General features: G+C 46.5%; 25 protein-coding genes. 18 read left to right on the plus strand and 7 right to left on the minus strand.

Annotated features, from left to right (window positions below):
* Positions 1-173: 173 nt before the first annotated feature.
* A complete protein-coding gene (gene fliM / locus QZY95_RS07690; protein ID WP_290921613.1) occupies positions 174-1,154 on the minus strand; it encodes a flagellar motor switch protein FliM in 981 nt (326 codons plus the stop codon).
* Between the two features lie 210 nt (positions 1,155-1,364).
* Positions 1,365-1,820, minus strand: a complete 456-nt coding sequence (locus QZY95_RS07695; RefSeq protein ID WP_290921616.1) for a hypothetical protein — start codon at positions 1,818-1,820, stop codon at positions 1,365-1,367.
* Between the two features lie 168 nt (positions 1,821-1,988).
* On the opposite strand from QZY95_RS07695, the gene QZY95_RS07700 reads away from it, so the two are divergent.
* From QZY95_RS07700 to QZY95_RS07720, 5 genes are all read left to right on the plus strand, one after another.
* Entirely contained in the window at positions 1,989-3,530 is a 1,542-nt protein-coding gene (locus QZY95_RS07700) for an ASKHA domain-containing protein (protein WP_290921618.1), read from the plus strand.
* On the plus strand, positions 3,527-4,654 hold the full coding sequence (locus tag QZY95_RS07705; RefSeq protein WP_290921621.1) for a small ribosomal subunit Rsm22 family protein: 1,128 nt from the start codon (positions 3,527-3,529) through the stop codon (positions 4,652-4,654). Before QZY95_RS07700 ends, QZY95_RS07705 begins: the two co-directional genes overlap by 4 nt.
* Before the next feature lie 19 nt (positions 4,655-4,673).
* Complete coding sequence (lipB, locus tag QZY95_RS07710) at positions 4,674-5,318, plus strand: lipoyl(octanoyl) transferase LipB (protein ID WP_290921624.1); 645 nt, start codon at positions 4,674-4,676, stop codon at positions 5,316-5,318.
* A complete protein-coding gene (lipA, locus tag QZY95_RS07715; protein WP_290921627.1) occupies positions 5,260-6,159 on the plus strand; it encodes a lipoyl synthase in 900 nt (299 codons plus the stop codon). Before lipB ends, lipA begins: the two co-directional genes overlap by 59 nt.
* A gap of 325 nt (positions 6,160-6,484) precedes the next feature.
* Positions 6,485-7,813 (plus strand): glycerate kinase, encoded by a 1,329-nt coding sequence (locus tag QZY95_RS07720; protein ID WP_290921630.1) that lies wholly within the window; start codon positions 6,485-6,487, stop codon positions 7,811-7,813.
* 134 nt (positions 7,814-7,947) lie between these two features.
* On the opposite strand, the gene QZY95_RS07725 is transcribed toward QZY95_RS07720, so the two are convergent.
* Positions 7,948-8,247 carry an HU family DNA-binding protein gene (locus QZY95_RS07725; protein ID WP_290921962.1) on the minus strand — a complete coding sequence of 100 codons (300 nt, stop codon included), beginning with the start codon at positions 8,245-8,247 and terminating at the stop codon, positions 7,948-7,950.
* Positions 8,248-8,574: 327 nt separating this feature from the next.
* Between QZY95_RS07725 and QZY95_RS07730 the strand changes: the two genes are divergently transcribed.
* From QZY95_RS07730 to QZY95_RS07745, 4 genes are all read left to right on the plus strand, one after another.
* Positions 8,575-9,042: a GyrI-like domain-containing protein gene (locus QZY95_RS07730; RefSeq protein WP_290921632.1), complete on the plus strand. Its 468-nt coding sequence runs from the start codon at positions 8,575-8,577 to the stop codon at positions 9,040-9,042.
* Between the two features lie 15 nt (positions 9,043-9,057).
* A complete protein-coding gene (locus tag QZY95_RS07735; RefSeq protein WP_290921636.1) occupies positions 9,058-9,612 on the plus strand; it encodes a hypothetical protein in 555 nt (184 codons plus the stop codon).
* Between the two features lie 4 nt (positions 9,613-9,616).
* On the plus strand, positions 9,617-10,660 hold the full coding sequence (locus QZY95_RS07740) for a hypothetical protein (protein ID WP_290921638.1): 1,044 nt from the start codon (positions 9,617-9,619) through the stop codon (positions 10,658-10,660).
* A gap of 573 nt (positions 10,661-11,233) precedes the next feature.
* On the plus strand, positions 11,234-11,509 hold the full coding sequence (locus QZY95_RS07745; protein WP_290921641.1) for a hypothetical protein: 276 nt from the start codon (positions 11,234-11,236) through the stop codon (positions 11,507-11,509).
* Between the two features lie 3 nt (positions 11,510-11,512).
* Here QZY95_RS07745 and QZY95_RS07750 read toward each other — a convergent pair whose 3' ends face one another.
* Entirely contained in the window at positions 11,513-12,361 is an 849-nt protein-coding gene (locus QZY95_RS07750; RefSeq protein WP_290921644.1) for an MBL fold metallo-hydrolase, read from the minus strand.
* A gap of 257 nt (positions 12,362-12,618) precedes the next feature.
* Here QZY95_RS07750 and QZY95_RS07755 point away from each other — a divergent pair, with 257 nt between their 5' ends.
* From QZY95_RS07755 to zupT, 4 genes are all read left to right on the plus strand, one after another.
* Positions 12,619-13,818: an aminopeptidase gene (locus QZY95_RS07755; RefSeq protein WP_290921647.1), complete on the plus strand. Its 1,200-nt coding sequence runs from the start codon at positions 12,619-12,621 to the stop codon at positions 13,816-13,818.
* A gap of 178 nt (positions 13,819-13,996) precedes the next feature.
* Positions 13,997-15,139, plus strand: a complete 1,143-nt coding sequence (locus QZY95_RS07760) for a diguanylate cyclase (protein WP_290921651.1) — start codon at positions 13,997-13,999, stop codon at positions 15,137-15,139.
* Between the two features lie 41 nt (positions 15,140-15,180).
* Positions 15,181-15,507, plus strand: a complete 327-nt coding sequence (locus QZY95_RS07765) for a hypothetical protein (RefSeq protein ID WP_290921656.1) — start codon at positions 15,181-15,183, stop codon at positions 15,505-15,507.
* A 123-nt stretch (positions 15,508-15,630) separates the two neighbouring features.
* The gene (gene zupT / locus QZY95_RS07770; protein ID WP_290921662.1) at positions 15,631-16,467 is read left to right on the plus strand and encodes a zinc transporter ZupT; all 837 of its coding nucleotides are present in this window, start codon (positions 15,631-15,633) and stop codon (positions 16,465-16,467) included.
* Here the strand turns inward: zupT and QZY95_RS07775 are convergent.
* The 3 genes from QZY95_RS07775 to QZY95_RS07785 all read right to left on the minus strand — a co-directional run bounded on the left by QZY95_RS07775 (position 16,445) and on the right by QZY95_RS07785 (position 18,492).
* Positions 16,445-16,798 carry a hypothetical protein gene (locus QZY95_RS07775; protein ID WP_290921667.1) on the minus strand — a complete coding sequence of 118 codons (354 nt, stop codon included), beginning with the start codon at positions 16,796-16,798 and terminating at the stop codon, positions 16,445-16,447. The genes zupT and QZY95_RS07775 overlap by 23 nt on opposite strands.
* Before the next feature lie 156 nt (positions 16,799-16,954).
* Complete coding sequence (locus QZY95_RS07780; protein WP_290921671.1) at positions 16,955-17,440, minus strand: MGMT family protein; 486 nt, start codon at positions 17,438-17,440, stop codon at positions 16,955-16,957.
* Positions 17,441-17,469: 29 nt separating this feature from the next.
* On the minus strand, positions 17,470-18,492 hold the full coding sequence (locus tag QZY95_RS07785) for a TIGR01212 family radical SAM protein (protein ID WP_290921675.1): 1,023 nt from the start codon (positions 18,490-18,492) through the stop codon (positions 17,470-17,472).
* 88 nt (positions 18,493-18,580) lie between these two features.
* Between QZY95_RS07785 and QZY95_RS07790 the strand changes: the two genes are divergently transcribed.
* The 5 genes from QZY95_RS07790 to rodA all read left to right on the plus strand — a co-directional run bounded on the left by QZY95_RS07790 (position 18,581) and on the right by rodA (position 23,923).
* The gene (locus tag QZY95_RS07790; protein WP_290921681.1) at positions 18,581-19,621 is read left to right on the plus strand and encodes a rod shape-determining protein; all 1,041 of its coding nucleotides are present in this window, start codon (positions 18,581-18,583) and stop codon (positions 19,619-19,621) included.
* 73 nt (positions 19,622-19,694) lie between these two features.
* The gene (gene mreC, locus QZY95_RS07795) at positions 19,695-20,516 is read left to right on the plus strand and encodes a rod shape-determining protein MreC (protein WP_290921685.1); all 822 of its coding nucleotides are present in this window, start codon (positions 19,695-19,697) and stop codon (positions 20,514-20,516) included.
* A gap of 26 nt (positions 20,517-20,542) precedes the next feature.
* Entirely contained in the window at positions 20,543-21,031 is a 489-nt protein-coding gene (locus tag QZY95_RS07800; protein ID WP_290921691.1) for a hypothetical protein, read from the plus strand.
* The gene (mrdA, locus tag QZY95_RS07805) at positions 21,015-22,811 is read left to right on the plus strand and encodes a penicillin-binding protein 2 (RefSeq protein WP_290921695.1); all 1,797 of its coding nucleotides are present in this window, start codon (positions 21,015-21,017) and stop codon (positions 22,809-22,811) included. Before QZY95_RS07800 ends, mrdA begins: the two co-directional genes overlap by 17 nt.
* The gene (rodA, locus tag QZY95_RS07810; RefSeq protein WP_290921700.1) at positions 22,808-23,923 is read left to right on the plus strand and encodes a rod shape-determining protein RodA; all 1,116 of its coding nucleotides are present in this window, start codon (positions 22,808-22,810) and stop codon (positions 23,921-23,923) included. The genes mrdA and rodA overlap by 4 nt, the downstream gene beginning before the upstream one ends.
* Positions 23,924-23,938: the final 15 nt, after the last annotated feature.

Consider the following 23,938-nt stretch of genomic DNA (forward strand, 5'->3'; position numbering starts at 1 on the left):
TCACAATAAATTCATACCATTACACACAAGAGAAGGCCGGATAAATCCGGCCTTCAGTTGAACACGCATAACCATTTGTCCAATATACGCGCACCGTGCCCTCTGCACAGTATGGAATTACTGTACGGTTGTTGGTGCATTGTAGCTATTACATTTTTAATGATAATTACTAGCTACGTGTAGCTTGGCTCTTCTTCATTCACAATCTGGAATGCTTTGTTTGATTTTACCGTACCGCTGATTCCATGGAACTTTTTGACGCCTTCAATGGTTGCTTCAAGCAAGTCTTCAGTGTCCGTATCCAAAAGAAGCACGTCACCTATTTTAAGACGAAGCAACTGGTTGCCTGTTATTTTTGATTCACCGAAGCGAACTTTCATTTCCACAGGTGTCTCCAGCAGGCGTTCCTTCAAACGAGAAACCCAGGCATGGTCAACTTCCAGACGCTCTGTCTGGAAACTGGCATGCAGTTTGGAACGGATCGGTTCAATTGTCGCATAAGGCAGACACATGATTAATGAACCGATAGCGCTTTCAAGTTCCACTTCAAAGGTAATAACAACCACAACGTCGCTTGGCGGCACAATCGCAGCAAACTGCGGGTTAATCTCTGAACGTACAAGCTCAAGATTAACTTCATGCACAGGACGCCAGCTTTCTTCCATGTTATCCAGTGCAATCTTAATCACACGATCAACAATAGCCTGCTCAATTCGTGTAAATTCTCGACCTTCAATCTTTGGCTGACTTCCGGCACCGCCGAAAAAGTTTTCAACCAGAGCAAATACAAGGCGGGAGTCTACAACGATTATGGCATTCCCGCGCAGGGGTTCCATTTTAAAAATATTGATGCTGGTAGGAACAGGCAAAGAACGCATGAAGTCCCCGAATTTCGTCATATCAATAGAAATCGGGTTCAATTCAACACGCTTACGCACTGCGTTAGAAAGCGCGTTCGTGCAAAGACGTGAAAAACGGTCATTCACAATCTCAAGAACCGGCATTCGCCCTCGGATAATTCTATCCTGATTCGCAAGGTCAAATGCTACTATACCGGTCTCATCTTCCGGAATATCTGTTTCACTTTCGATTTCGCCGCCTGAAAGCCCGCGCAGCAGAGCATCTACTTCGTCTTGTGCTAAAATCTTATTCATACGTCCTGTATCTCCGAAAACCTGTACTCATACTTAGTGCAGAGCACGCAGCGAGTGATCAAGTAGGAATTTTTTGACACAACATGTGCCTAAGCTCTTTTTATGCACTATTAATGCCAACCACTCGACTCAGTCACACTTGCAGAAAAGCCCAACTGCATTAAAAAACTGCACACGGCATTACTGGCAACATACCGCACTGCATACGCACTACTGAGAATGTCTTGCCTTCACTCCGTCTACTTCGTGCTGACTGGCATACCCGAGCATAACAATAGTTTCTGCAACACTGTAAGGACAAGAAGTTGACCTGCGATATTGCTTCACCTTTTCAAGTTCACGCTCAGTTACAACCCTTTGGTTTACCAATTCCTGTTCGAATGTTCCTTGTGCGCTGCTGGGGGTACTGGGACTTTCATCCAATACCACCTCCTTCTGCGAGCTGGACTCAGCCCTTGCCATGCGCAACTTATTAATGACTATCTTTTTCTCTTCACGCTTGGAAATAAGCGCAGCCTGAAGTTCAGAAACTTCACTGTGCAAAGCGCGACGCGATTGCTTGAATGTATTAATCTTCTCATTCATTTTGGCTGTCGCGTAAAAATTGCACCCTGCAATAAAACATACAGCGATAAGTCCACAGAATCCTAGTACCAGAAGGTCCATTCCCACCTCTTTTCATAAACATTAGACCAGGGACACTCCACCCCATTCTATACTTTAGTGAAACTAGAGCAACTTACCTGCTTTCAAGCATATTCTCAACCTTCAAGATTAAGCGTAAGAGGAGTTACGCTTTCTTCCTGACATGATTTGTGGCATGGTCTCCCTACTATGCAGATTACCATCATTGATTACACAGGTCGGAAAAAGTCCCTTACAGTTCCTCAGGCAGAGCCGCGTACCTTGGCTCAGGTTATTTTTACCAGCGGACTTGTTCCTGCCCCTCCCCTCTGCTCAGGATTGGGTCAGTGCGGAAAATGCAGAGTACGCTTCGTTGAAAATGCGCCACTTCCTGTTGGACCAGACACACTCATCTTTAAAGAACACGCAATTGACGCGGGCTGGCGTCTGGCGTGCAGGCACGAACCACAGGACGGTATGGTCATTGAAATACCGGAAAACACCTATGTTCGGCACGTTGAAGTCGCGGATTCCAGTAGTAAAGCTTTACACCTTGCGATAGACCTCGGCACCACCAGCATGCACTGGACATTGCTTGAAGGCGCTAAACGCATTGCTTACGGTTCAGAACCGAACCCGCAGATGGGTGCCGGCTCGGAAATTATGTCCCGCCTGAGTTTTGCAGCATCTGAATCCGGAAAAGAAATTTTACAAGACCTTGTTGTCAGCAGAATAGCAGGGTTAATTGAAGAGTTAACTGAAAATTCATTTGGTTCGGTCGAGTCACTTGCCATTGCAGCTAACCCTGCCATGACATACCTGCTTTTAGGGCTGGATACCTCAGGGCTTGCTACTGCCCCTTACTCTCTCTCCTACAAAGGCGGGACTGTAGAAAAAATTGCAGATCTGCCTCCAGCGTATATTGCTCCATTGGCAGCACCGTTTGTCGGCGGAGACTTAACCGCGGGTCTTACTTCAATATTGCAAAAAGACCCTGAATATCCTTTTATCCTTGCAGACATGGGTACTAATGGCGAATTCATTCTCGCACTTAGTCCGGACAACTACCTTGTTACAAGTGTAGCACTCGGCCCAGCTCTGGAAGGTGTCGGACTGCATTACGGAGCAGCCGCCGCCAAAGGCATTGCTACTTCATACAAACTCACCCCCACAGGGCTTGTCCCGTCTGTAATGGGAGCGACCTATGCAGACGGTATCAGCGGAACAGGGTACCTCTCTCTTATCCACGCTCTTCGCAAAATCAACTTCATTTCCAGTGACGGCTTATTCATTGAAAAGCAGACACAGGGACTCGGAGCGCGTCTTGCGGAGCGTCTGGAAATTCGACACGGCATCCAACACCTTGCACTGCCTGACAACATGTTCCTTTCTGCTGAAGACATTGAAGAGTTCCTCAAGGTTAAAGCAGCATTTACCTTTGCATTTACACGAATTTTAGAAACAGCGGATATTTCCGCATCGCAATTAAAAAATATCTATCTTGCCGGTGCTCTCGGAGAGCACTCAGATGTGCAGGATCTCGAAGGATTAGGATTCATTCCGGCTGGAATGGGCTCCAGAGTGGAAGCTGTAAACAACACCTCCCTGCAGGGAGCTGAACTGATGCTTATTGACCCCACCCTACGCAGCATGGCAGAAAGCCTGACCGCAAACTGTGAAGCCGTTGATCTCACCGCAGACCCCGACTTCACGCAAACATTTATGCGCCATATGCGCTTTACATTTATATGAGCACAGTTCTTTCATTCCCGACAGCAAAAATCCGTAGCGTCTTAGACGGTTACGACAAAACATTAAACAAAGCCATGCCTCTCAAGGCGGCTCACAGACGCGATCTGCCTTATGCTGTCGCAGATCTTTCACGCATGCTTACAAATGAGCGTGGTGGTATGCGCGCCAACTACTGGTCTACCCCGCGTACTCTTTCTGCATATCTTCGCTTCTTTTTACCATGGAACCTGTACAGGCTTTCGTGGCTGCTTCCGCAGTTACATATTCCATTAAAAAACGGCGATACAATTCTTGATCTGGGTTCCGGTCCATTAACGTTTGTTCAGGCTCTCTGGCTCAGCCGTCCTGACCTCCGCAATAAAGATCTTACATTCATCTGTACTGATGTTGCGAAAAAACCAATGGAACACGGTCGCCGTATCTTTGAAGCAATGGCCGGTGTTGAACCTGGAAAAGGTCCTTGGAAAGTCAAGCTAGTACGTGAAACTCTTGAAAAAAGTCTTCGTAATAGCTACGGAAAAATGGCGTTAGTTGCCGGTGCAAATGTTCTGAACGAACTTTCACCAAGCCGTGGACAAACCATGGAAGACCGCTTTCTTGACCTTGCATACAATATGGCAAGTGCATGCAAAGAAGACGGTTCTATTCTTTTTGTAGAACCGGGTACGCGTCTTGGCGGTAAAATCATCGGGCTGACCCGTGAAGGACTTCTTGAAGAAGGCTATCTGCCTAAAGCACCTTGTCCACACGAAATGGAATGCCCTATGCTCGACCGCAACGCAAGCGGCTGGTGTCATTTTAATATGACCGCAGATCATGCACCTATGTGGCTGCGCGATCTGACACAGCGTGCACGCATGAACCGCAAAAATGTAAGCCTCAGCTTCTTACTCGCAAGCAAGGCAGATCCTGAATATGCAGAAAACGTACGTGTTCTTTCTGATCCGGTTCTTATTCCGGGAAGAAACCAGAAAGCCCGCTACGCCTGCTCAAATAAAGGTCTTGCTCTACTTCATGAAGCCGAGAACTTTGAAAGCGGCAGTCTTGTCGATGTCGAGTGGCAGGATAAGCCACGTCGTGATGCTAAATCCGGTGCGTTGGAAGTTTTCCCTAAGCGCCGATAGTTACAAATAGGAATAAACAATGCGTGTTGTTGATCTCGGACTCATTTCCTATGCTGAGGCTGAAAAAATTCAAATAGAAACATTGGAGAAAGTCGTTGAAGGTGCTGAGGAAACTCTCTTCCTCCTTGAGCACCCGCCGGTAATTACATTCGGAAGAAACGGCGGCAGAGAGAATCTGCTGGTCAGCGACGAGTTCCTTGAACAACACAATATTGAACTCGCCCAAGCTGCACGTGGCGGGAACATTACCTGTCATTTCCCCGGTCAACTGGTGGCGTATCCCATATTCCGCGTCGCTAAAAAACCGGGAGGAATGCGCGGGTTGTTTACAGACCTCGAAGAGGTCGTCATACGTGCCTGTTCTCATTACGGATTGGAAACTGCTAGGCAGGGAGGAAGACCCGGTGTATGGATTGAGAACAGAAAAATCTGCTCCATAGGCATAGCTATGCGTAAATGGACCAGCTACCACGGACTTGCATTTAACGTTGGAAACAATGTCGATTTATTTTCTTTAATCACTCTTTGCGGCCTTGCCGATGCCGAGGCTACCTCGCTTGAAAGTGAGCTTGGTCGCAATGATATAGACATGCAGGAAGTGAAACATGTGCTCACAGAAGCGTTCCGAACCGTATTTGCGGATTCCGCCTTGGCTCAGGGTTAAAATCCCTTGCAACAAGACATATTCTGCAACAACAGAACTGGTAAAAGACCTTAATCTCAACACCGTATGCCAAAGCGCAAAGTGCCCGAACATGTTCGAGTGCTTTACCGCGCATACTGCAACGTTTTTGATTATGGGCAATACCTGCACGCGTAACTGTGCATTCTGTAATATCAGTAATGACCCTGTTGAAAAGCTTGATGCCGATGAACCGGCACGAGTGGCTGAAGCGGCAAAGCGCCTTGGACTGAAGCACGTGGTTATCACTTCTGTTACGCGTGACGACTTGATTGACGGCGGTGCAGACCACTTTGCAAAAACAATCCGTGCCGTCCGCGAAACTATTGCAGACTGTAGCATCGAAGTTCTCATTCCTGATTTTCAGGGCAGTGAAACTTCACTCCAGATGGTCATTGATGCCCAGCCGGACATCATTAACCATAACGTAGAAACTCCTCCGATGTACTACGACTCCATTCGTCCTCAGGCTGATTACGAACAGAGTATTACATTGCTCAAGCGCGTAAAAAAAGCCGGATGCCGTTCAAAGTCCGGTCTTATGGTCGGCCTTGGAGAAACAGATGAAGAAGTGCGCGGTGTTATTGACGACCTCGCAGCAATCGACTGTGACATCGTAACAATCGGACAGTACATGCGCCCTTCACGTCTGCATCCGGAAGTGAAACGCTATGTTCACCCTGATGTTTTCGATGAATATGCAGCATACGGAAAAAGCAAAGGCATTTCTCATATGTTCAGTGCTCCGCTTGTCCGTTCTTCTTACAACGCTGCTATGTTTGCAGAAGAAGAAAAATCTAAAACAGTAGACGCTGCTTTATAGAACTCTCTTATGTACGCCGTTCCCCCGCATAAGGGGGAGCGGCGTATTTTAGTATGGCGCGCTGCAAAAGCACACTACCTATCCGGTGCAGCCCAAAGCCCCCGTCGATGTTACCGATTTTTTTGCGGTGACACGAATCGCTGTAATCCATTATACTAGAGGAGGAAAACACCTAAAGCTGATACTTCCGCAATTTTCAGCTTCCGCAATAGCTATCTTTTACGTGTAAGTTTGGATTTTTCTTGCTGTTTACACTGGAGAAGTTCTCCTTTTCTGGTAATCGCAGCACTTTTCGTCAACCGATTATTCCCAGAGAAAATCAACTATGAACGCACATCCAAAAGACATGTTACACGAAATTCTCGGTGCGGCGCTTACTGCGGTTGCGCCAGACAAAGCCGTCAGTAAGTTTGTATCCCTTGATGGAGATACGTTACTTATTGATGACGTAACCTATTACTTAAACACCTTTGAGAACATTTTTGTTGTCGGAGCCGGCAAAGGTGCCGCTCCCATGGCTGCAAAACTGGAAGAAATTCTCGGTGACAGAATAACTGACGGTGTTATCTGCGTAAAATACGATCACACCGTTCCGCTGCAAACTATCCGTGTAATTGAAGGAGCACACCCTGTTCCCGATGCTAACGGAGAGCGCGGCGCCCGTGCTATCCTTGATCTGGTTGCAACTGCCGGAAAAAAAGACCTTGTTCTCTGCTGTATTACGGGCGGGGCAAGTGCGCTGACACCTGCGCTGGTGGACGGCATTTCTTTACAAGAAGGCAAGCTTGCAACACAACTTCTTCTGGACTGCGGTGCAACAATAAATGAAATTAATGCGATACGTAAACATATGTCCATTTTCGGCAGCGGCAATCTTGCCCGTGCTGCCTACCCTGCCCCGCTTGCAGCATTGATTATTTCAGATGTTGTCGGGGACAATCTTGATGTTATTGCTTCCGGCCCTACGTCTCCGGACAGCTCAACATTTAAAGATTGCATGGACATTTTTGAACGCTACAAACTCATGGATAAAGTGCCTGTCAACATCTTGGCACATATGGAAAAAGGGATTGAGGGAGCTATCTTTGAAACACCTAAAGTTGGCGACCCATCTTTTGATTCTGTACAAAACCTGCTTGTAGCAACAAATGAACAAGCGCTTGAAGCGGCTGCAGAACGCGCCAAAGAACTTGGCTTTACACCGCGAATTGTCACCTCTTCCATGACAGGTGAAGCTCGAACTGTAGGAGCTGACATAGCAAAACAGGCACGAAGTTCAATAAACTCTAAAAGTGAAAAACTATGCTTGTTGTCAGGTGGTGAAACCACTGTGACACTCACCGGTAAAGGGCTCGGGGGACGAAATCAGGAAATGGCACTTGCAGCAGCAGTTGCCCTTGACGGATGCCCGAATATTGCGATGCTCTGTGCCGGTACAGACGGTTCAGACGGTCCTACAGATGCCGCCGGAGGCTTTGCCCTTCCGGATTCCTTACTGCGAGCGAGAGAGTGCCGTATAAACCCTCAGGTTTATCTGGCAGATAACGACTCTTACAACTACCTCAAAAGTACAGGCGACCTCTTACAGACCGGCCCTACACTCACCAACGTTATGGATATATGCATTACGCTGGTACAGCATGAACCTTTTTAAGATATGCGCTTAGAATTCACATAAAACAGAAATCCCGGGCTGATGAACATCAGCCCGGGATTTTATATTCAAAGCAAAAAATGCTTGAACAGTACACCGATAAGCTATCGGCGTATCAGGTAAATCTCAAAGAATTATTTTACAACTTCTTTAAGAGTTTTACCTGGAGTAAACTTAACAACTTTAGTTGCTGCAATCTCAATTTCTTCACCAGTGCGAGGGTTGCGGCCTTTACGTGCTGCACGCTCAACAACTTTGAAGCTACCGAAACCAGTGAATACTACAGAATCACCGTCCATGAGTGCTTCAGTAATAGTTTCGATGGTGGATTCGAGTACAGTTTCAGCCTGAGATTTAGAAGCAAGGTTAGCTTTAGTGAAAAGCTTTTCTACGAATTCAGCTTTTGTCATGAAGTTCTCCGTTACATAATGTATGAGTTTAACAGACCAGTGGGTCTGATAATTTTTAATGGGGCGCTCGCGCCAGCAAAGAGCAATCGCAAAGCTTTATCAGTTTGTCAACAACGAATGCCCTGAAAACTGTTAATTCTCAGGCGTTGAGGGCTTTTTGTGTCATTTTTGTCCCCAAAATTCGGTTTCTTTCTTTTTCTATAATGTCGGTACAATGTCACATGTACGCTAAATCCCCTCATTCCGGCACTGCTACACTCTATTGGTATACTTTTTCTGAACGGATACTCACGGGTTGCTGTTATATACCATTTCGCTATACAAGTAAGCTCATTACAAGGAGCAATCTGCATGGAAGTTGTCATAGAAACGCTACCCGATATCCGCGTAGCTGCTGTAAGAGAAGTCGGTCCCTACAACACATCCGCCCCTCAGGCGTGGAGTCAACTATCCTTGTGGATTGCAAAAAACGGCATGTTATCGAGGCACTCGATATTCTTAGGACTGCGTCACGATCCGACAACCACACCGGATGACCAAGTACGATATGACGCTGCTGTCAGCGTATCTGAAGAAATTGACTCCACCGGAGTAGCACGGGAGCTGATCGTTCCCGGTGGCGAATTTGCCATGTACACACATCAAGGATCATACGAAACCATCAACGATGCGTGGAACAAGCTCTATTGGGAATGGCTTCCCAATAGCGGAAGAACTCCGGCTGACCAGCCAAATATCGAAATCTACCTAAGTGATACGAACTTTTCTGCCGATAAAGAAATCATGACCAAATTACTACTCCCACTTCAGCCCATATAAACTTCTGGAGGCCACATGCTTCGCGCACATCGCTCTTTAGTGTTATTGCTTTGCGCTGTACTGCTGACCATTACCGGCTGTGCATCATCTCAAGTACGTCTTCGCTATGTTCCGACAGAGGAACTCCCTGCTGTCACGTTTATGCAGCACGAAAATATTGGACTTGTGCAGTTCACTGACGCACGTCCGACACAAATTCTCGGCATCGACAAAGGAAAAGAATTAACCGCTGTTTCCAATGTAGCCGCTTGGGTTACACGCGGTCTTGAAAAAGAACTGAAACGCCAAGGCGCAACAGTTACGTACGTCCTGAGTACACAACAGATTACAGACATTCCTACACGGGTAACAGGAACCATAAGTAAACTTCAGGTTACACCGCTTTCTGCCGGTGAATACAGGGGAGAGCTGACGCTGACCATCGCCATAAACGACGACCTCCCTACAACCTACAAGGCAACGGTTGTAAAACAAGGTGTACCGTACACCAATATTATTGAACCGTTATTAGCGGAGCTGTTACAGGAAGCAATTGCTCCTGCTGTCCCGACAATTCTTGCTGCTCAATAGTGCCATGAAAATACTTCGCTCTCTACGCCTTGCCCTTGCTATCGTAAGCATACTTTTATGCGCCGGTACTCCTGCACATGCGACACCGGAACGTCTTGCGCCTGTGCCCTTTTCACACACAGTTAAAATTCCTTACGGGTATTCGCTTACCGAACAGGCAGCGACTGTCATTGCAGAAGCTTTTGCTTTGCATGGTGCATTTAAACGTGCTTCCCGATGGCTAGAGCACCGCCAGCAGTTGGCATGGACGTCAAATATCCCTCCCGCTCTGGCATCAAGAGACGAAGCGATCATTGCCACGCAGCTTTACAAGTTTCATCGCTCAAAAATATTCCGTTCCAAAGATATCGACGGAACCTATATCAATGTTGAAGTAACAATCAGCCCGAAAGAACAATTCGATGAAAAGAGAATTCTTGCTCTAAGGCCGACTAGCTGTTCTACAATCTACGAAGCTGTTTTCAAAGCCGAAGAAAAATATCTGCAAAGCTTCTCGACAGCGGTGTTCGAGGACAAGCAACATACATACTTGCTGAACCTGAACCCCACATCAAAGTTCTTCTTTGACAACATCGCCAATCGCCTACGTGCCCTTAAGGCATATAGGAAATTGATACCGCGATATGGACAAGGACTTTGGGAAAATCCCCAAAAGACATTGGCTGAAATTGACACACTCTTGCGCACTGCGCCGGACGAACCAATTCTGCTTCATGCTAAAGGCAGCCTTAACTTCCAATTAAAGGATACCGTTGAGGCAATTCGGTACTACAATGAAGCAATTGATCTTGAACCGGATTTAGTCATTGCACTTCATGACAGAGGGACTGCCTACGTTCGCGCGAATCTGGCAGACATGGCTCTCGTTGACTACGACAAGGCTATTTCGCTTTCTCCGCGAAACCCTCACCTTTACATATCACACGGATCTGCGGACCTTGTTCTTAAGAACTACGCATCCATGTGCAACAATTACCGTAAAGGCTGTGATCTGGGACTTTGCAATGAACTCAACTGGGGAATTGCTCGAGGCTTCTGTAAGCGCTGATATCCGATACTAACCAGAGAGCATCCTGTGATGCTTTCATACTAATCCGACTTTCTCGATACAAAAAAGAGGTGAAGCAGCTGCTTCACCTCTTTTCGTATTAAAGCTCAAAAGACGAGTCGGCCGTGCCCGAGGGGTAAGGGGCACGGCCGACGCTGCAAGGGAGGAGGATGAGTTGTGTGGCATCGCTGCCTTGCCACACGCAAGCCAACTGCTGCCTGTCGGCTTGGACTAACTCTGCTGTCTCCGCAAACGTTCGGAAACAAGCATCCATGTATCCACCATACCCTGAAAAAAGGAGTTCGCCATTATATTCTGCGTTCTTAGTGACTACTTTTTTTCTCGTTAAACAAAGTAGATTGCTAAAACAGAATCTAACGCTAACAGACTATATTCTTTGTGTATTCAATGTGTTTTCCACATACTATTTTTTGTATAAATTCTTTGTTTCTTATCAACAGGCTCATTCCCTTGGTATACGGGAAGATAACTGTCACACGAGACTTCATGTCTTCATAAAAAACACAGATAGGGAACCTTGAAGTTCAAAAACTTGGAGCGTATGATCAACCAATGATAGACATTAACCGCACCATTCCGACCGTGCTTTCAAAGGTTGCCTCGTTAGAAATTTTACACGGCATCCGCATTGCTACGTTCAAAAAAGATCGACACATAACAATACGTCGAATCAACGATACAACGGTAAAAATAACACGACACGGATTTACCAACGCAGAATATGAAGTAGATGAAGGAAAATTGAAAAAAGAAATGAAGACACTGCTCAAGCAAGAATTTCCCCGCAGCAACAAGGTTCACTTGAGCACTGTCTCAATAGATGAATAGTAATCAGGAAAGAACGATCTCTGCACCTTCGCGCATTGCAAAGCATAAAAGCCTAGGGGCACGGAGCGCAGCTTCGCGCTTACACTCTTTTACGATTGCAGAAACCTGATCATCTGTCCTGTCTGCATCATGGTGAAATAAAGCCAACTGCTGCACACCTGCGGAAATGGCAAGTTCCAACGCCTGCCTCCATGAAGAATGCCCGCGTCCTCTGCAGGTTTCATATTCTTCACACGTAAACTGAGCATCATGCACAAGCAAATCTGCGCCGGCACAAATCTTAACGTAAGCAGAAAAATCCATGCTCGCGCCATGATCAAAAGTAAGCTCATTATCCGGCAAGTACACCACACTTTTTCCTCGATCAGATATCTTAAAACCGGAGCAACCCCCCGGATGTGATGCCGGAATTGAAGTCACCAATGCGTTACCGACTTCAGCAATATGACCATATTCCAAGGCAGGCTTCCACTCTATTGCCGCCTGGATTGAGCGTGTACACTGCGGTGAAAATTCAGCCGCTTTTGCCATATCACACATCTTCTCCAACTTCTCACGTAACGCCTTATGTTCAAATGCGGTAACACGCACATCCGGCGTATAGAGAGGTTCAAAAAACGGCAATCCATCCAGATGGTCATCATGCGAATGGGTTAACAGCAAAATATACTCAAGCTGCTTTTCCGCTAATAGCGCATTACCCAACTGACGAATTCCTGTCCCTGCATCACAGATAATAACGGATTGATCTGAAGTCCGAACCTCGAGGCACGGTGTTGCCCCGCCATAAAACTGTGTCTGCCCGCCTGAAACAGGAATATTACCGCGGGCACCCCAGCATCGAACCAACATAGGCGCCTCCTTTAAAGAGTGGTCAAAGCATCTATGGTATTACCGTATAATGTTACCAATCAACAGTATATTACGCCCCGAAGCACTCACAACAGCGAGAGTATTATGCACATATCAGCACTAAATCACTCACTCAATGTAACGGAATCCCCTTGCACTAAGAGCTTCTTCAAGTCACAATTCAAAAACATCTCTTGCTTACAACAACTTTTTCAGAACTCTGGGTAGACATTCCAACCAGTCTGAAAGGAGAATATATGTACGATACACCAACCCTCGAACGGTACGCTGAAGTTCTCTTCTGGGCGCTCTCACGGGCACGCACCTCTGCGTATAAAAAGAGTGATATAATTTTAGTTAATTATGACATTGACGGACTTCCTCTTGCAGAAGAGGTCTGCTCCCTACTGTACGATAAAGGAATGATACCTGTCCCGCGCATGAACGAAACTCCACGCATGCAGGTAGATAAATATAGAAAGGCAAACAATAAGCGGCTCACAACGCTTATTCCGGGGCAGCGAGATTTATATAATCACCTGAATGGCTCTATCTCCATTTACGCACCTGCCTCACTGGGACATCTGGCAGACATTGATCCAGAGCTCATTGCAATGCACGGAAAAGCGCAACAACCATTGCGCTCAATTATGCAGACACGAGAAGACATGGGGACATTCAGCTGGACTTTGTGCATGTACCCTACACAGGCTCTTGCCGCACAGGCAGGCCTAACTCTTGAAGAATACGGACACCAGATTGAAAAAGCCTGCTACTTGAACAAGCCTGAACCAACCCGCGCATGGCGGCAGTTTGCTCACAAAGTTGATGAACTGACAGAATGGCTGGATAGCTTCGGTGACTGCACCATGCATGTTGAATCTGAGTCTGTAGATTTGAATGTAAAAATTGGACAGCGCCGTAAATGGGTCGGATTTACAGGACGCAACATTCCTTCATTCGAAATGTACGTATCTCCAGATATGCGTCACACGAACGGTGTCTACAAATCTACACTACCTACATTCCGCTCCGGCAACATTATTGGAGACATTCAACTCATATTTAAAGAGGGTCGTGTAACTAAGGTAACGGCTGAGCATAACCAAGGGTTTGTAGAAAAACAGCTTAACCAAGACCCAGGTGCTGCTCTTGTCGGTGAATTTGCCCTCGTCGACAAACGCTTCTCACCGATATCAAAATTCATGGCAAACACCTTATATGATGAAAACCATGGAGGCGAACACGGCTCTATGCATATTGCTTTGGGTAACTCATACTCAAATACCTTCAGCGGAGAAACAGAACAGCTGACTGAAAATACAAGAAAAACTCTTGGATTTAACACATCAGCTCTGCACTGGGACTTAGTAAACACAGAAGAAAAAAGGGTTATTGCAATATCACCAACCGGTAAACGCACTACAATATATGAAAAAGGGATATTCACACTATAGAATAGCCTATCAGTAATGCACTTTTGCACTATTCTACATAACTATCCTTTTATATTGACTTCAACACACTACCTACCATAGTACCTATAGAAACATACTATCTAGTGGGCGCACGATTCTGCAATGCGCCCACTTCATTTTTAGAATTACTCTAAAAAGAATGCAGGTGGGGGTTGTTATGGGGATAAGTACAATAAGAACTGAAGACCTTAAAGATTTTATCTATCATAAAAACTTAAAGGTCGGCACGTACTGGATTCTTTTTTCTTCTTGCGTTCTCCAGTTACTAAACACCTACTACGTCATTAAAGACTATCATGTCATAACATCAGTCGGGGCAATCTGTAATACGGTTCACACCTCGTTTCTTATCCTTGGCGCAATCTGCATTCGTTTTGCAGTCAAAAGTAAGCGTGCATCCCATCCCGGCTGGCTCATTGCCGCTTTATGCATCGGCTTTTTCTGGGCAATCTCCACTGTGAACACCGCATACTTCTGGAATGAACCGGAACCTGCATCACGCGGTGTTGTTATCGGAGCATTCTCTCTGGTTATCGGTTGGTACGCCCGCCCTGCGCTGCTCCTTGCAGCTTTTCCCACAATGCTTATGGCCTATCTTTATTTAATTATCGGATACAGTGATAAGACCTTGTTCGGCATGCTGCTTTCTGTTCTCAAATTCCCAGCCCTTATTCTCGCAAGCCTGTACACACTTCGCTATTGGCTGTCCTTCTGTACAGAACAGTTTGTAAAAAACGAAATACTTACGGACAAGCTAGAGGCTATGGTACGTGTGGATGAACTGACTAAAATAGCCAACAGAAAAGGGTACAATGAAGCGGTAGAACAGGCACTTGAAGTTGCCCGACGTTTTGAAAAGCCTCTTGCCTTGCTGCTTATTGATGTAGATTACTTCAAGCAATACAATGACCACCTAGGCCATCAGGCAGGAGATAGATGCATTAAGGCTATCGCAAAAATAATTTCGAAACACGCCCGCCGAGCTATCGACACAGCAGCACGCATCGGGGGAGAAGAGTTTGCTCTTATTCTGCCGTCCTGTAATCAAGAAGAAGCGGTAAAAATTGCTGACCAAATGCAGGAAGCACTGGCTAAACAAATGATCTACCATCCAGCATCGCCAATAAGTCCGAATGTTACCATAAGCATCGGTATTACCGAGTTCTCACACGAAGATGATGCCGGATCTCTTTATCAACGGGCAGACGAGGCTCTCTATGAAGCCAAACACAACGGACGCAACTGTTTTGTCGTAGCGGAACCTTCCACTACAACTGTCTCCCCAACGGAAACAGCATAATTTTTCTTGATCGCCGCAGGTAAAGAAGGCACCATTTCCTGATGGAACATATTCTTATTAAAGTATACGGCAGCATTTCCAATGCAAATCAGGAGCTTTACGAAGCTGCACTTGCAATGATCGAAGAACAGGATGAAAATGCTGTTGAACTGGACGGCTCATTTTTTACCATAAGCTTTGAGGGCATCTATTTTATGATGGATGACTTCATTGAAGCAATAAAGCCGCATCTCACAAAGGAATGCTCAGGCCGCATTGACTACATAGATGTTGATGAATGGAGCCTGACGCGTTTCTGGATTGAAGGCGGTCTCATAACCCACAACACAGCTGATCTAAACCATGTCATGGATCATTCAGGACACTAGATCATAAAAAACCGCTCCATTTTTTGCAGCGGCATTTTTATACAGTCTATACAACAAATTTCATTAATTTTTGGTATACTCACACCTTACAAGCACCCTCTACACTCACCCGTAAGGAACTCCATGCACGATTACCAAACCATATTCTTTGCCTTCGGTCTTACACTGTTCGCCGGCCTTGCCACCGGCATCGGTTCTATTCTTGCGTTCTTCACAAAAAAAACAAATACCAGCTTCTTATCTCTTGCTCTTGGTTTTTCCGCAGGGGTTATGCTGTATGTTTCATTCATTGAAATTTTTGTGAAAGCAAAGGTGGAGTTGCAGGCAGAACTTGGTGAGGTGTACGGTACATGGGCTACAGTAGGAGCTTTTTTCGGCGGCATGATCTTTATCGGTATCATTGACCGCCTTGTGCCTACAGAAGAAAACCCGCACGAAATACGTAAAGTTGAAGAAATTGATTCGCTCGAAGCAAAAATGGAGCAGGAAACCGAAAGTAATAAAGAAAAGAAACTCCTGCGGATGGGAGTCTTCACAGCGCTCGCTATCGGCATCCATAACTTTCCGGAAGGGCTTGCAACCTTCACAGCAGCATTAACTGATCCGAACCTTGGTTTTGCTATTGCTGTTGCTATTGCCATCCACAATATTCCAGAAGGAATCGCGGTTGCTGTTCCTATTTACTATGCAACAGGAAGCAGGGGCAAAGCATTCACATTGTCTTTTCTTTCAGGTCTTGCAGAACCGGTGGGAGCACTCATCGGCTACTTACTGTTAATGCCTATCCTGACGCCGACTGTTTTCGGAATAATCTTCGCCAGCGTAGCAGGAATCATGGTCTTTATTTCTCTGGATGAACTGCTTCCCACTGCGCAAGAATATGGAGAGCACCATCTTTCTATGTACGGAATGGTGCTGGGCATGGCTGTAATGGCTCTTAGTCTGCTACTTTTTTTGTAGGACACTCTTCACCGTATCGCCCTGCTCCATGTCCCATACGGTTCACATTTGCATCTTCATATGAATCCAGTGTGTACAGACGAATTTTGTTAGATCGTGGAAACTCTTTCTTAAGCAGTGTTTTCAACAGACGCTTCACCTTATCGGCACTCTGGTTATCCCAGACTTCCTGATAAAAGCCGTCTTCAATAACCCGAAAAGAATCTTCCCCACAGCAGACAATAACTACAGAGCGATTGCGTTTGAACGAGCGCATGTCAACACACTGCCCAACTTTCAGCTTCTTCATTCGCTTTAACACTGCTTCAATAGATGTCTGTTTACTCGTCATTCACTTCTCCGCACTATACAGCACCACACATTTACCACTGCGTGGCGCAACAAATTCATATCCTGATATTAAGACGATTATTTCAGCCTCAATAAAAGGAAGACATTACAAACAGTCAAAGACCGTTTCCCCAACGTATTATCCGGTACAGTCCGTCTATAAGCTCCGAGGCAACACGCCCTCAATACCTAACAGAAACCTTTTCATATCTAATCCCTGCGCAGAGAAACCTCCTAATCCGGAAGCTGCAACAACACGATGACACGGAATAATTAACGGCCATCGATTACGTGCCATGATCTGCCCGACTCCACGCGCAGCATTTGGACTCCCTGCAAGTGCTGCAAGCTCACCATACGATACAGTTTCACCATATGGAACCTGCATTAACGCAGTAAGAACGTTTTGCCCGAACGGCGTCATCTTCTCCAGGGCAAACGAAATATCCGGCCACTGTACACGTTCGCCGCCTTCATACTGCAAAAGACAGTCACGAAGTGTTGTCCCCATCTCAGACAACTCAGGGCTGGACTCTTCACCGTCTGCCCATTGAAGAGATATTTCGATAAGTTTGCCATCCTGCCAATTAAGAATAAGCCGAAGCCTATTCCCGACAATCTGTTCAACTTCTGGTAAATACATATTTTCTCGCATGCCTTTTTTGACAACAACTATCGAGGAAGAAACCCCATCTGTCCGGCAACAGCGTCATACTGAACATCCCACTCGTCCCGCATGCGCCGCGGTAAATTCTCACGTATAGTAAACCATAACGGAACACCATCCGGAGCATCTACCTCTTTCCCCTGCCAGACATCGCGACTGGAAAGTTCTGCCATAATTTTATCGACCAACGCCCTTTTTGCTGTTCCCCAATGCGGAGCCAGTAACTCACCCTCCATTGCATCCCCAGTAAGCCGCTGGATAATAACAGTGCTTGGCACTTTAGGAACCGCACGGGCAATGGCATCAATAAATTCATCCTCTGTCATCGGAATATATTTACCATCGCGCCACATCTTCGCAAGAACCGTGTCGTCAGCAACGTAAAGGCTGTGAAATTTAATTCCGCGTACTGGAAGCTTACTCACCATTTCCACTGTACGTAAAAAATCATCCGCGGTTTCGTCAGGAAGTCCGGCAATAAGGTGTGCACAAACCTTAATCCCGCGCTCAGCCGCAAGGGTCACAGCATCCACAAAATCTTGATAAGAATGACCGCGGTTTATAAGCGATAAAGTACGGTCATGTGCCGACTGAAGCCCCAGTTCAAGCCATATTTCGTCCAAATCCTGCTCTGCAATAATATCTAATTTTTCTGCATCAACACAATCAGGTCGAGTACCAATGGAGACCCCCATAACACCCTGTAAAGATGCAATAGAAGTTAGATTTTTAGAGAGTTTTTCAGCAGGCCCATAAGTATTGGAAAAAGACTGCAAATAGGCTATAAACAATCTCGCGTTTTGAGAGCGTGTATATTTATTATACCAGGAATCCCACTGATCATTCAAATTCATCCCCTGGAGACCCATTCCAGAACCCGATCCTGACGGATTGCAAAAGATGCATCCGGCACGGGAAAGAGTACCATCTCTGTTGGGACAGGTCGCCCCGGCATCCAGAGGGATTTTTTGTACCCGCTCACCAAAACGGTAGCGAAAGTAAGTTGCCAATTGGAGATATCTATTCATTTTTTTGAATTCGTACTCTGATTTACAAGTTTTCAACAGGTTACGATGTAAAAAGCCACATCTTATTGACCAAAGCAAGCGAGAGCATATGGCCAACGCATTAAATTTTCTTCTTGGAATGTTTTCCAACGACCTTGCTATTGACCTTGGTACCGCAAACACCTGCGTTTACGTAAAAGGCCAAGGCATTGTGCTGCGCGAGCCTTCCGTAGTTGCTGTTAAAAAAGACAACCGCGGCGGCAGCGTTGTACTTGCTGTAGGGCAAGATGCCAAGCGCATGCTTGGACGTACCCCGGGCAACATTCAAGCGATTCGCCCTATGAAAGACGGCGTTATCGCAGATTTTGAAATAACGGAAGCTATGCTCCGTCATTTCATCACCAAAGTCCACAACTCCCGCCGCCTTGTGCGTCCGAGAATTATCATCTGCGTCCCGACAGGCATTACTCAGGTTGAAAAACGTGCTGTTAAAGAATCTGCTCAAAGCGCAGGTGCACGTGAAGTATACCTTATTGAAGAGCCTATGGCTGCCGCAATCGGAGCGAACCTGCCGATTCAGGAGCCTACCTCCAACATGGTAGTAGACATCGGCGGCGGCACAACCGAGGTAGCTGTTATCTCTCTTTCCGGTGTTGTTTACTCCAAATCTGTCCGCGTTGGCGGTGACAAAATGGATGAAGCCATTATGACACACGTTAAGCGCAAATACAGCATGCTCATCGGTGAAGCCACAGCAGAAGATATCAAAATTAAAATTGCTTCCGCACACAACATGCCGGAAGAAGAAACTCTCGAGGTAAAAGGCCGCGACCTTGTAACAGGTATTCCGCAGCATATTACTATTACTTCTGAAGAAATCCGCAAAGCTATTGCCGAGCAGGTAGACTCCATTGTTCAGGCTGTACGTATTGCACTTGAACAGACCCCTCCAGAACTTGCAGCGGACATCGTTGACCGCGGTATTGTTCTCACAGGCGGCGGCGCACTGCTCAAAGGGCTTGACCAACTCCTGAGGGAAGAAACCTCCCTGCCGATTACTGTAGTGGACGACCCGCTCTCTACTGTTGTTATCGGTACCGGTCGTGCTCTTGATAATCTGGATATTTTGAAGGAGGTAACGGTCGATTAACTCCTCACTGAAACGCATCCTCGTTTTTCTGTTCGCTACTCTCCTCCTGTACCTGCTGTTACTTTCTTGGAACATGCGTTCCGGTGCGGTAGACCGGTTTGCTGCCAACACAGGACTTGAATTTACCGGTGCAGTACTCAAACCCGGTAAATGGGTTGTACGAAACGCAACCGACCTGTGGGATCAGTATATCTACTTACAGGGTGTGCAGAAGGAGAATGAACTTCTGCTGAAGCAGGTAAAAGACTTAAGTTTTGAGCTTGCAGATGCCAGAGAAAACGTTGCCGAGTTAAAACGACTTAGGGCATTAATGAGCCTCTCTCCACCGCCAACGTGGAGTAGAGTAGCTGCCCGTGTGCTTTCGTATAGAATTGGAGTTCAGGCAGAACTGGACTCCATTATCCTCGATAAAGGATACATGGATGGCGCAGGCAAAAACACTCCCGTTGTTACACACGAAGGTGTTGTAGGACGTATTGTCAAATCCGGCCCCACCACCTCTTCTGCCCTGCTGCTCACCGATCTTAACAGCCGCATAGCTGTTATCAGCAGCAACAACAGAACAAGAGGTCTGCTTGTGGGCTCCGGTTCCCGCGACGAACTGCAACTTAAGTACGTTCCTATCAACGCGGAGCTTGAGGAAGGCGAGTTGCTCGTTACATCCGGCCTTGCTGGAGCATATCCAAAAGGGCTGCCAATTGCCAAAATTGTATCCATTACGCATTCGGATATTTCGCTTTTTAAAACGGTAAAGGCCGTGCCGCTTGCAAGCCTGAGCAATCTTGAAGAGGTTATCCTTCTTCAACCTACGCCGGAAGCTTTGGAAGCCAACCTTGAGCCTTTATCCGGAGAAACTGCTTCTTCGACAAACGCAGAACAGAATGCAACTAACTAGCGCTGCTCACAGGCGCGGACAGGGTCATGCGAAAAAGTAAGCGTCCCCTCTTTAAAAATATATTCTGGTGGCTCGGCTACACAGTCGTAGCTATCTGGATGCAGTTTGCAATCGCAGGTGTGGATTTCTTCATGCCTGCGGTTATCTGCTCTATGCAGGAAGAAAATCCCCGCCAGACATTCTGGCTCATCACAATGTTTGCCCTTATTCAGGAAGGCACCGGAGCCATTGCTTTCGGCTCCTCTACACTCTGGTATTGTTCCGCCCTGCTGCTTATGTACTATGGTCGATGGATGTTCGATGCGAACAACTTCTTCTTCATTGTACTGGTTTCCTGCGCGTTGGGTGTATGGAACGTAGGCCTCACCCTGTTAATGGCAAACCTGCAATCCTTTCAGGTTAATCTCCAGTTGTTAGTAGCCGACAGCTGCCTGCTGGCCGGCCTTATTCCTCTCGTCTGGCTTATTCTGTACTCATTACGGCAAGGATTCCTGCGCAATGTCAATGCAACTTGATCCAGAAGGATACCAACCGCCCAAAACAGGTCTGTGGTTATTGCAGGGGTTGGTACTTCTGCTTTTTCTCATATTTCTGCTTAGGTTCTGGTATCTGCAAGTTCACCATGGCGACGACTTTGCTAAAAAAGCCCGAGACAACAGAATTCGACAAGCACAAATCTATGCTCCACGTGGACTGCTTCGTGCGCGCGGAGGAGAGTTGCTTGCTGAAAACCGTCCCGCATACGGTCTCGGAATTGTGCGCGAAGACGTCAAAGACGTAGACGCAACACTCAAGCAGATAAGCCTGTGGACTGGTGTTCCTCTCGAAAACATCGAAAAACGGTATAAAAAGGGTCGTTGGCGCACAAAAGCCTTTGAACCCCTCTTACTTGTTCCAACACTTGATTTCTCCCAGCTTGCAATTATCGAGGCTAACTCTCTGGATTGGCCGGGGCTGGAAGTAATGACCCGTCCTCAACGCTTCTACCCTGAAGGTGAGCTTTTTGCGCATATCCTCGGATACGTATCTGAAGCGAACGAAAAAGAGCTTGAAGCAAATAAAGAACTCGATCTCGGTGATACTGTAGGTAAACAGGGACTGGAACTGATTAAAGAAGATACGCTGCGCGGAACCAAAGGGCTTCGCCAGATGGAAGTGGACATTTCAGGTCGTGAATACAACTCGCAGACCTTGGAAGAACCCTCAGCCGGATCATCTGTCACCCTTTCCATCGACCTCGGTCTTCAACGTATTGCTGCCAAACAGCTTGAAGGACAAGCTGGCTGCATCGTTGTTATGGACCCAGATACTGGTGAACTTTACGCACTAGTAACAGCACCAAGCTTTGACCCGAATGCGTTTACTCGCGGATTAAGCCATAAAGAATGGAATGCACTGCGAGACAACCCGAAGTTCCCGCTCCAGAACAGAGTTATCCAGTCGGTCTACCCTCCTGCTTCTATTTGGAAACTGCTTATGGCGGGTCTCTATTTGCAAGAAGGCATTGATCCGAATGAAACAGTTAAATGTACAGGCAAATATAAGCTGGGCAACCATACATTCCGCTGCTGGAAGAAATGGGGACACGGTCCGCAGAATTTAACTGAAGCACTTGTCCACTCCTGCGACGTATATTTTTACGAAATGGGACAACGTATCGGCATCGATAAAATCGAAGCGTTTTCGAAAAAAAATGGCTTCGGCTCCAAAACCGGTATTGATCTCCCGCATGAGCGTTCAGGGCTTGTTCCTTCCAAAGCGTGGAAGCGTAGACGCTTTAACCAACCTTGGCAGGGCGGTGAAACCGTCATTACTTCTATCGGTCAGGGATTTACACTGGTAACACCGGTACAAATTGCGGTATTCATCTCCTCATTGCTTAATGATAATGGTGAGCTTCTTAAACCAAACTTGTTTAAGGATACCCCTCGCACTGTTCAGGGCATTTCACCACTTACTCCTGACCAACGACAGTTCATTGTAAAAGCAATGCAGGAAACAGTTGAGGCAAAGCGCGGTACCGCACGTATCTTACGTACCAAAAAAGCAATTGTCGGTGGTAAGACCGGTACTGCACAGGTTATGAAGCTGAAAATTGACGCGAACGATAACCGCCTCAAAAACGAAGACCTTGAATATTGGCAGCGTGACCATGCTTGGATGGCTGCGTGGGCAAAATTCAATGGGAAAAAGTTTGTCGTTGTCACCATGGTAGAACACGGCGGCGGCGGTTCTTCAACAGCAGGCCCAATTATTCGCAACATATTGAACTACATTTACGAGCATAACGAATGATTGCATTTGACAGACGTCTACTGACACACATGAACTGGGGATTGCTTCTTATCACAATCCTCCTGTTTGGTATCGGTGTTCTGAACCTTTACTCTGCAAGTGCATTTATGTCTCAGGAAGGTATGGCGGTAACAGCCTATTACCAGAAGCAACTTGTGTGGGGCGTCATGGGACTCGGTGTTCTCGTTCTCTCCATGCTTATTGACTACAGACATCTTAAAAGCCTTGCATGGCCTATCTTTATTGTCACAATTATCGCGCTGGCACTTGTTCCTGTAGCGGGTAAAACCATCTACGGCGCACGCCGCTGGCTTGATCTCGGCTTCTTCAACTTCCAGCCGAGTGAACTCGCCAAAATTTCCACCATCATTATTACAGCACGTCTTCTTTCGCGCTCCGCACATCCGCTGGACTGGAAAGAGTTATTCATAATGCTCGGTATCTGCTCTATTCCAGCTGCATTAATTTTAATTCAGCCGGATCTTGGTACCACATTGAATATGCTGCTTAACGTTGGCGGAATTATTTTGTTCCGTGGTCTGACACGCCGTGTTTTTAAAACATGTGCAATTGTCATCCCCTCCCTCATTCCTGTGGCGTGGCTCTGTATGCTGGACTATCAACGCCAACGAGTCCTCACATTCCTGAATCCGGGAGATGACCCTCTCGGAGCCGGATACCAGATTATTCAGTCACAAATTGCTATTGGTTCCGGGCAACTTACCGGTAAAGGATTCCTTGGCGGTACACAGTCACAGTTGCGTTTTTTACCGGAAAAGCATACGGATTTTGCTATTGCAGTTTTCGGAGAAGAATGGGGATTTATCGGCTGCCTTTTGCTGCTGTCTCTATTCTGCCTGTTCTTACTGGCAATATTTACCACCAGCAGAGATGCAAAAGACCGTTTCGGCTCTTTTTTATCTGCCGGCGTTTTCTTTTACTTCTTCTGGCAGTTCCTTATCAACATGGGCATGGTGATGGGACTTATGCCGGTAGTTGGTATTCCACTACCATTCATCAGCTACGGCGGTAGTGCTACGGTGGTTAACCTGTGCCTCATCGGCCTTGTATTAAATGTCTCGATGCGACGATTTGTTTTCAAAACAGATTAACCTGTTATACGTTTT

Origin of the sequence: Halodesulfovibrio sp., assembly GCF_015482765.1 — a bacterium.
Taxonomy (GTDB): domain Bacteria; phylum Desulfobacterota; class Desulfovibrionia; order Desulfovibrionales; family Desulfovibrionaceae; genus Halodesulfovibrio.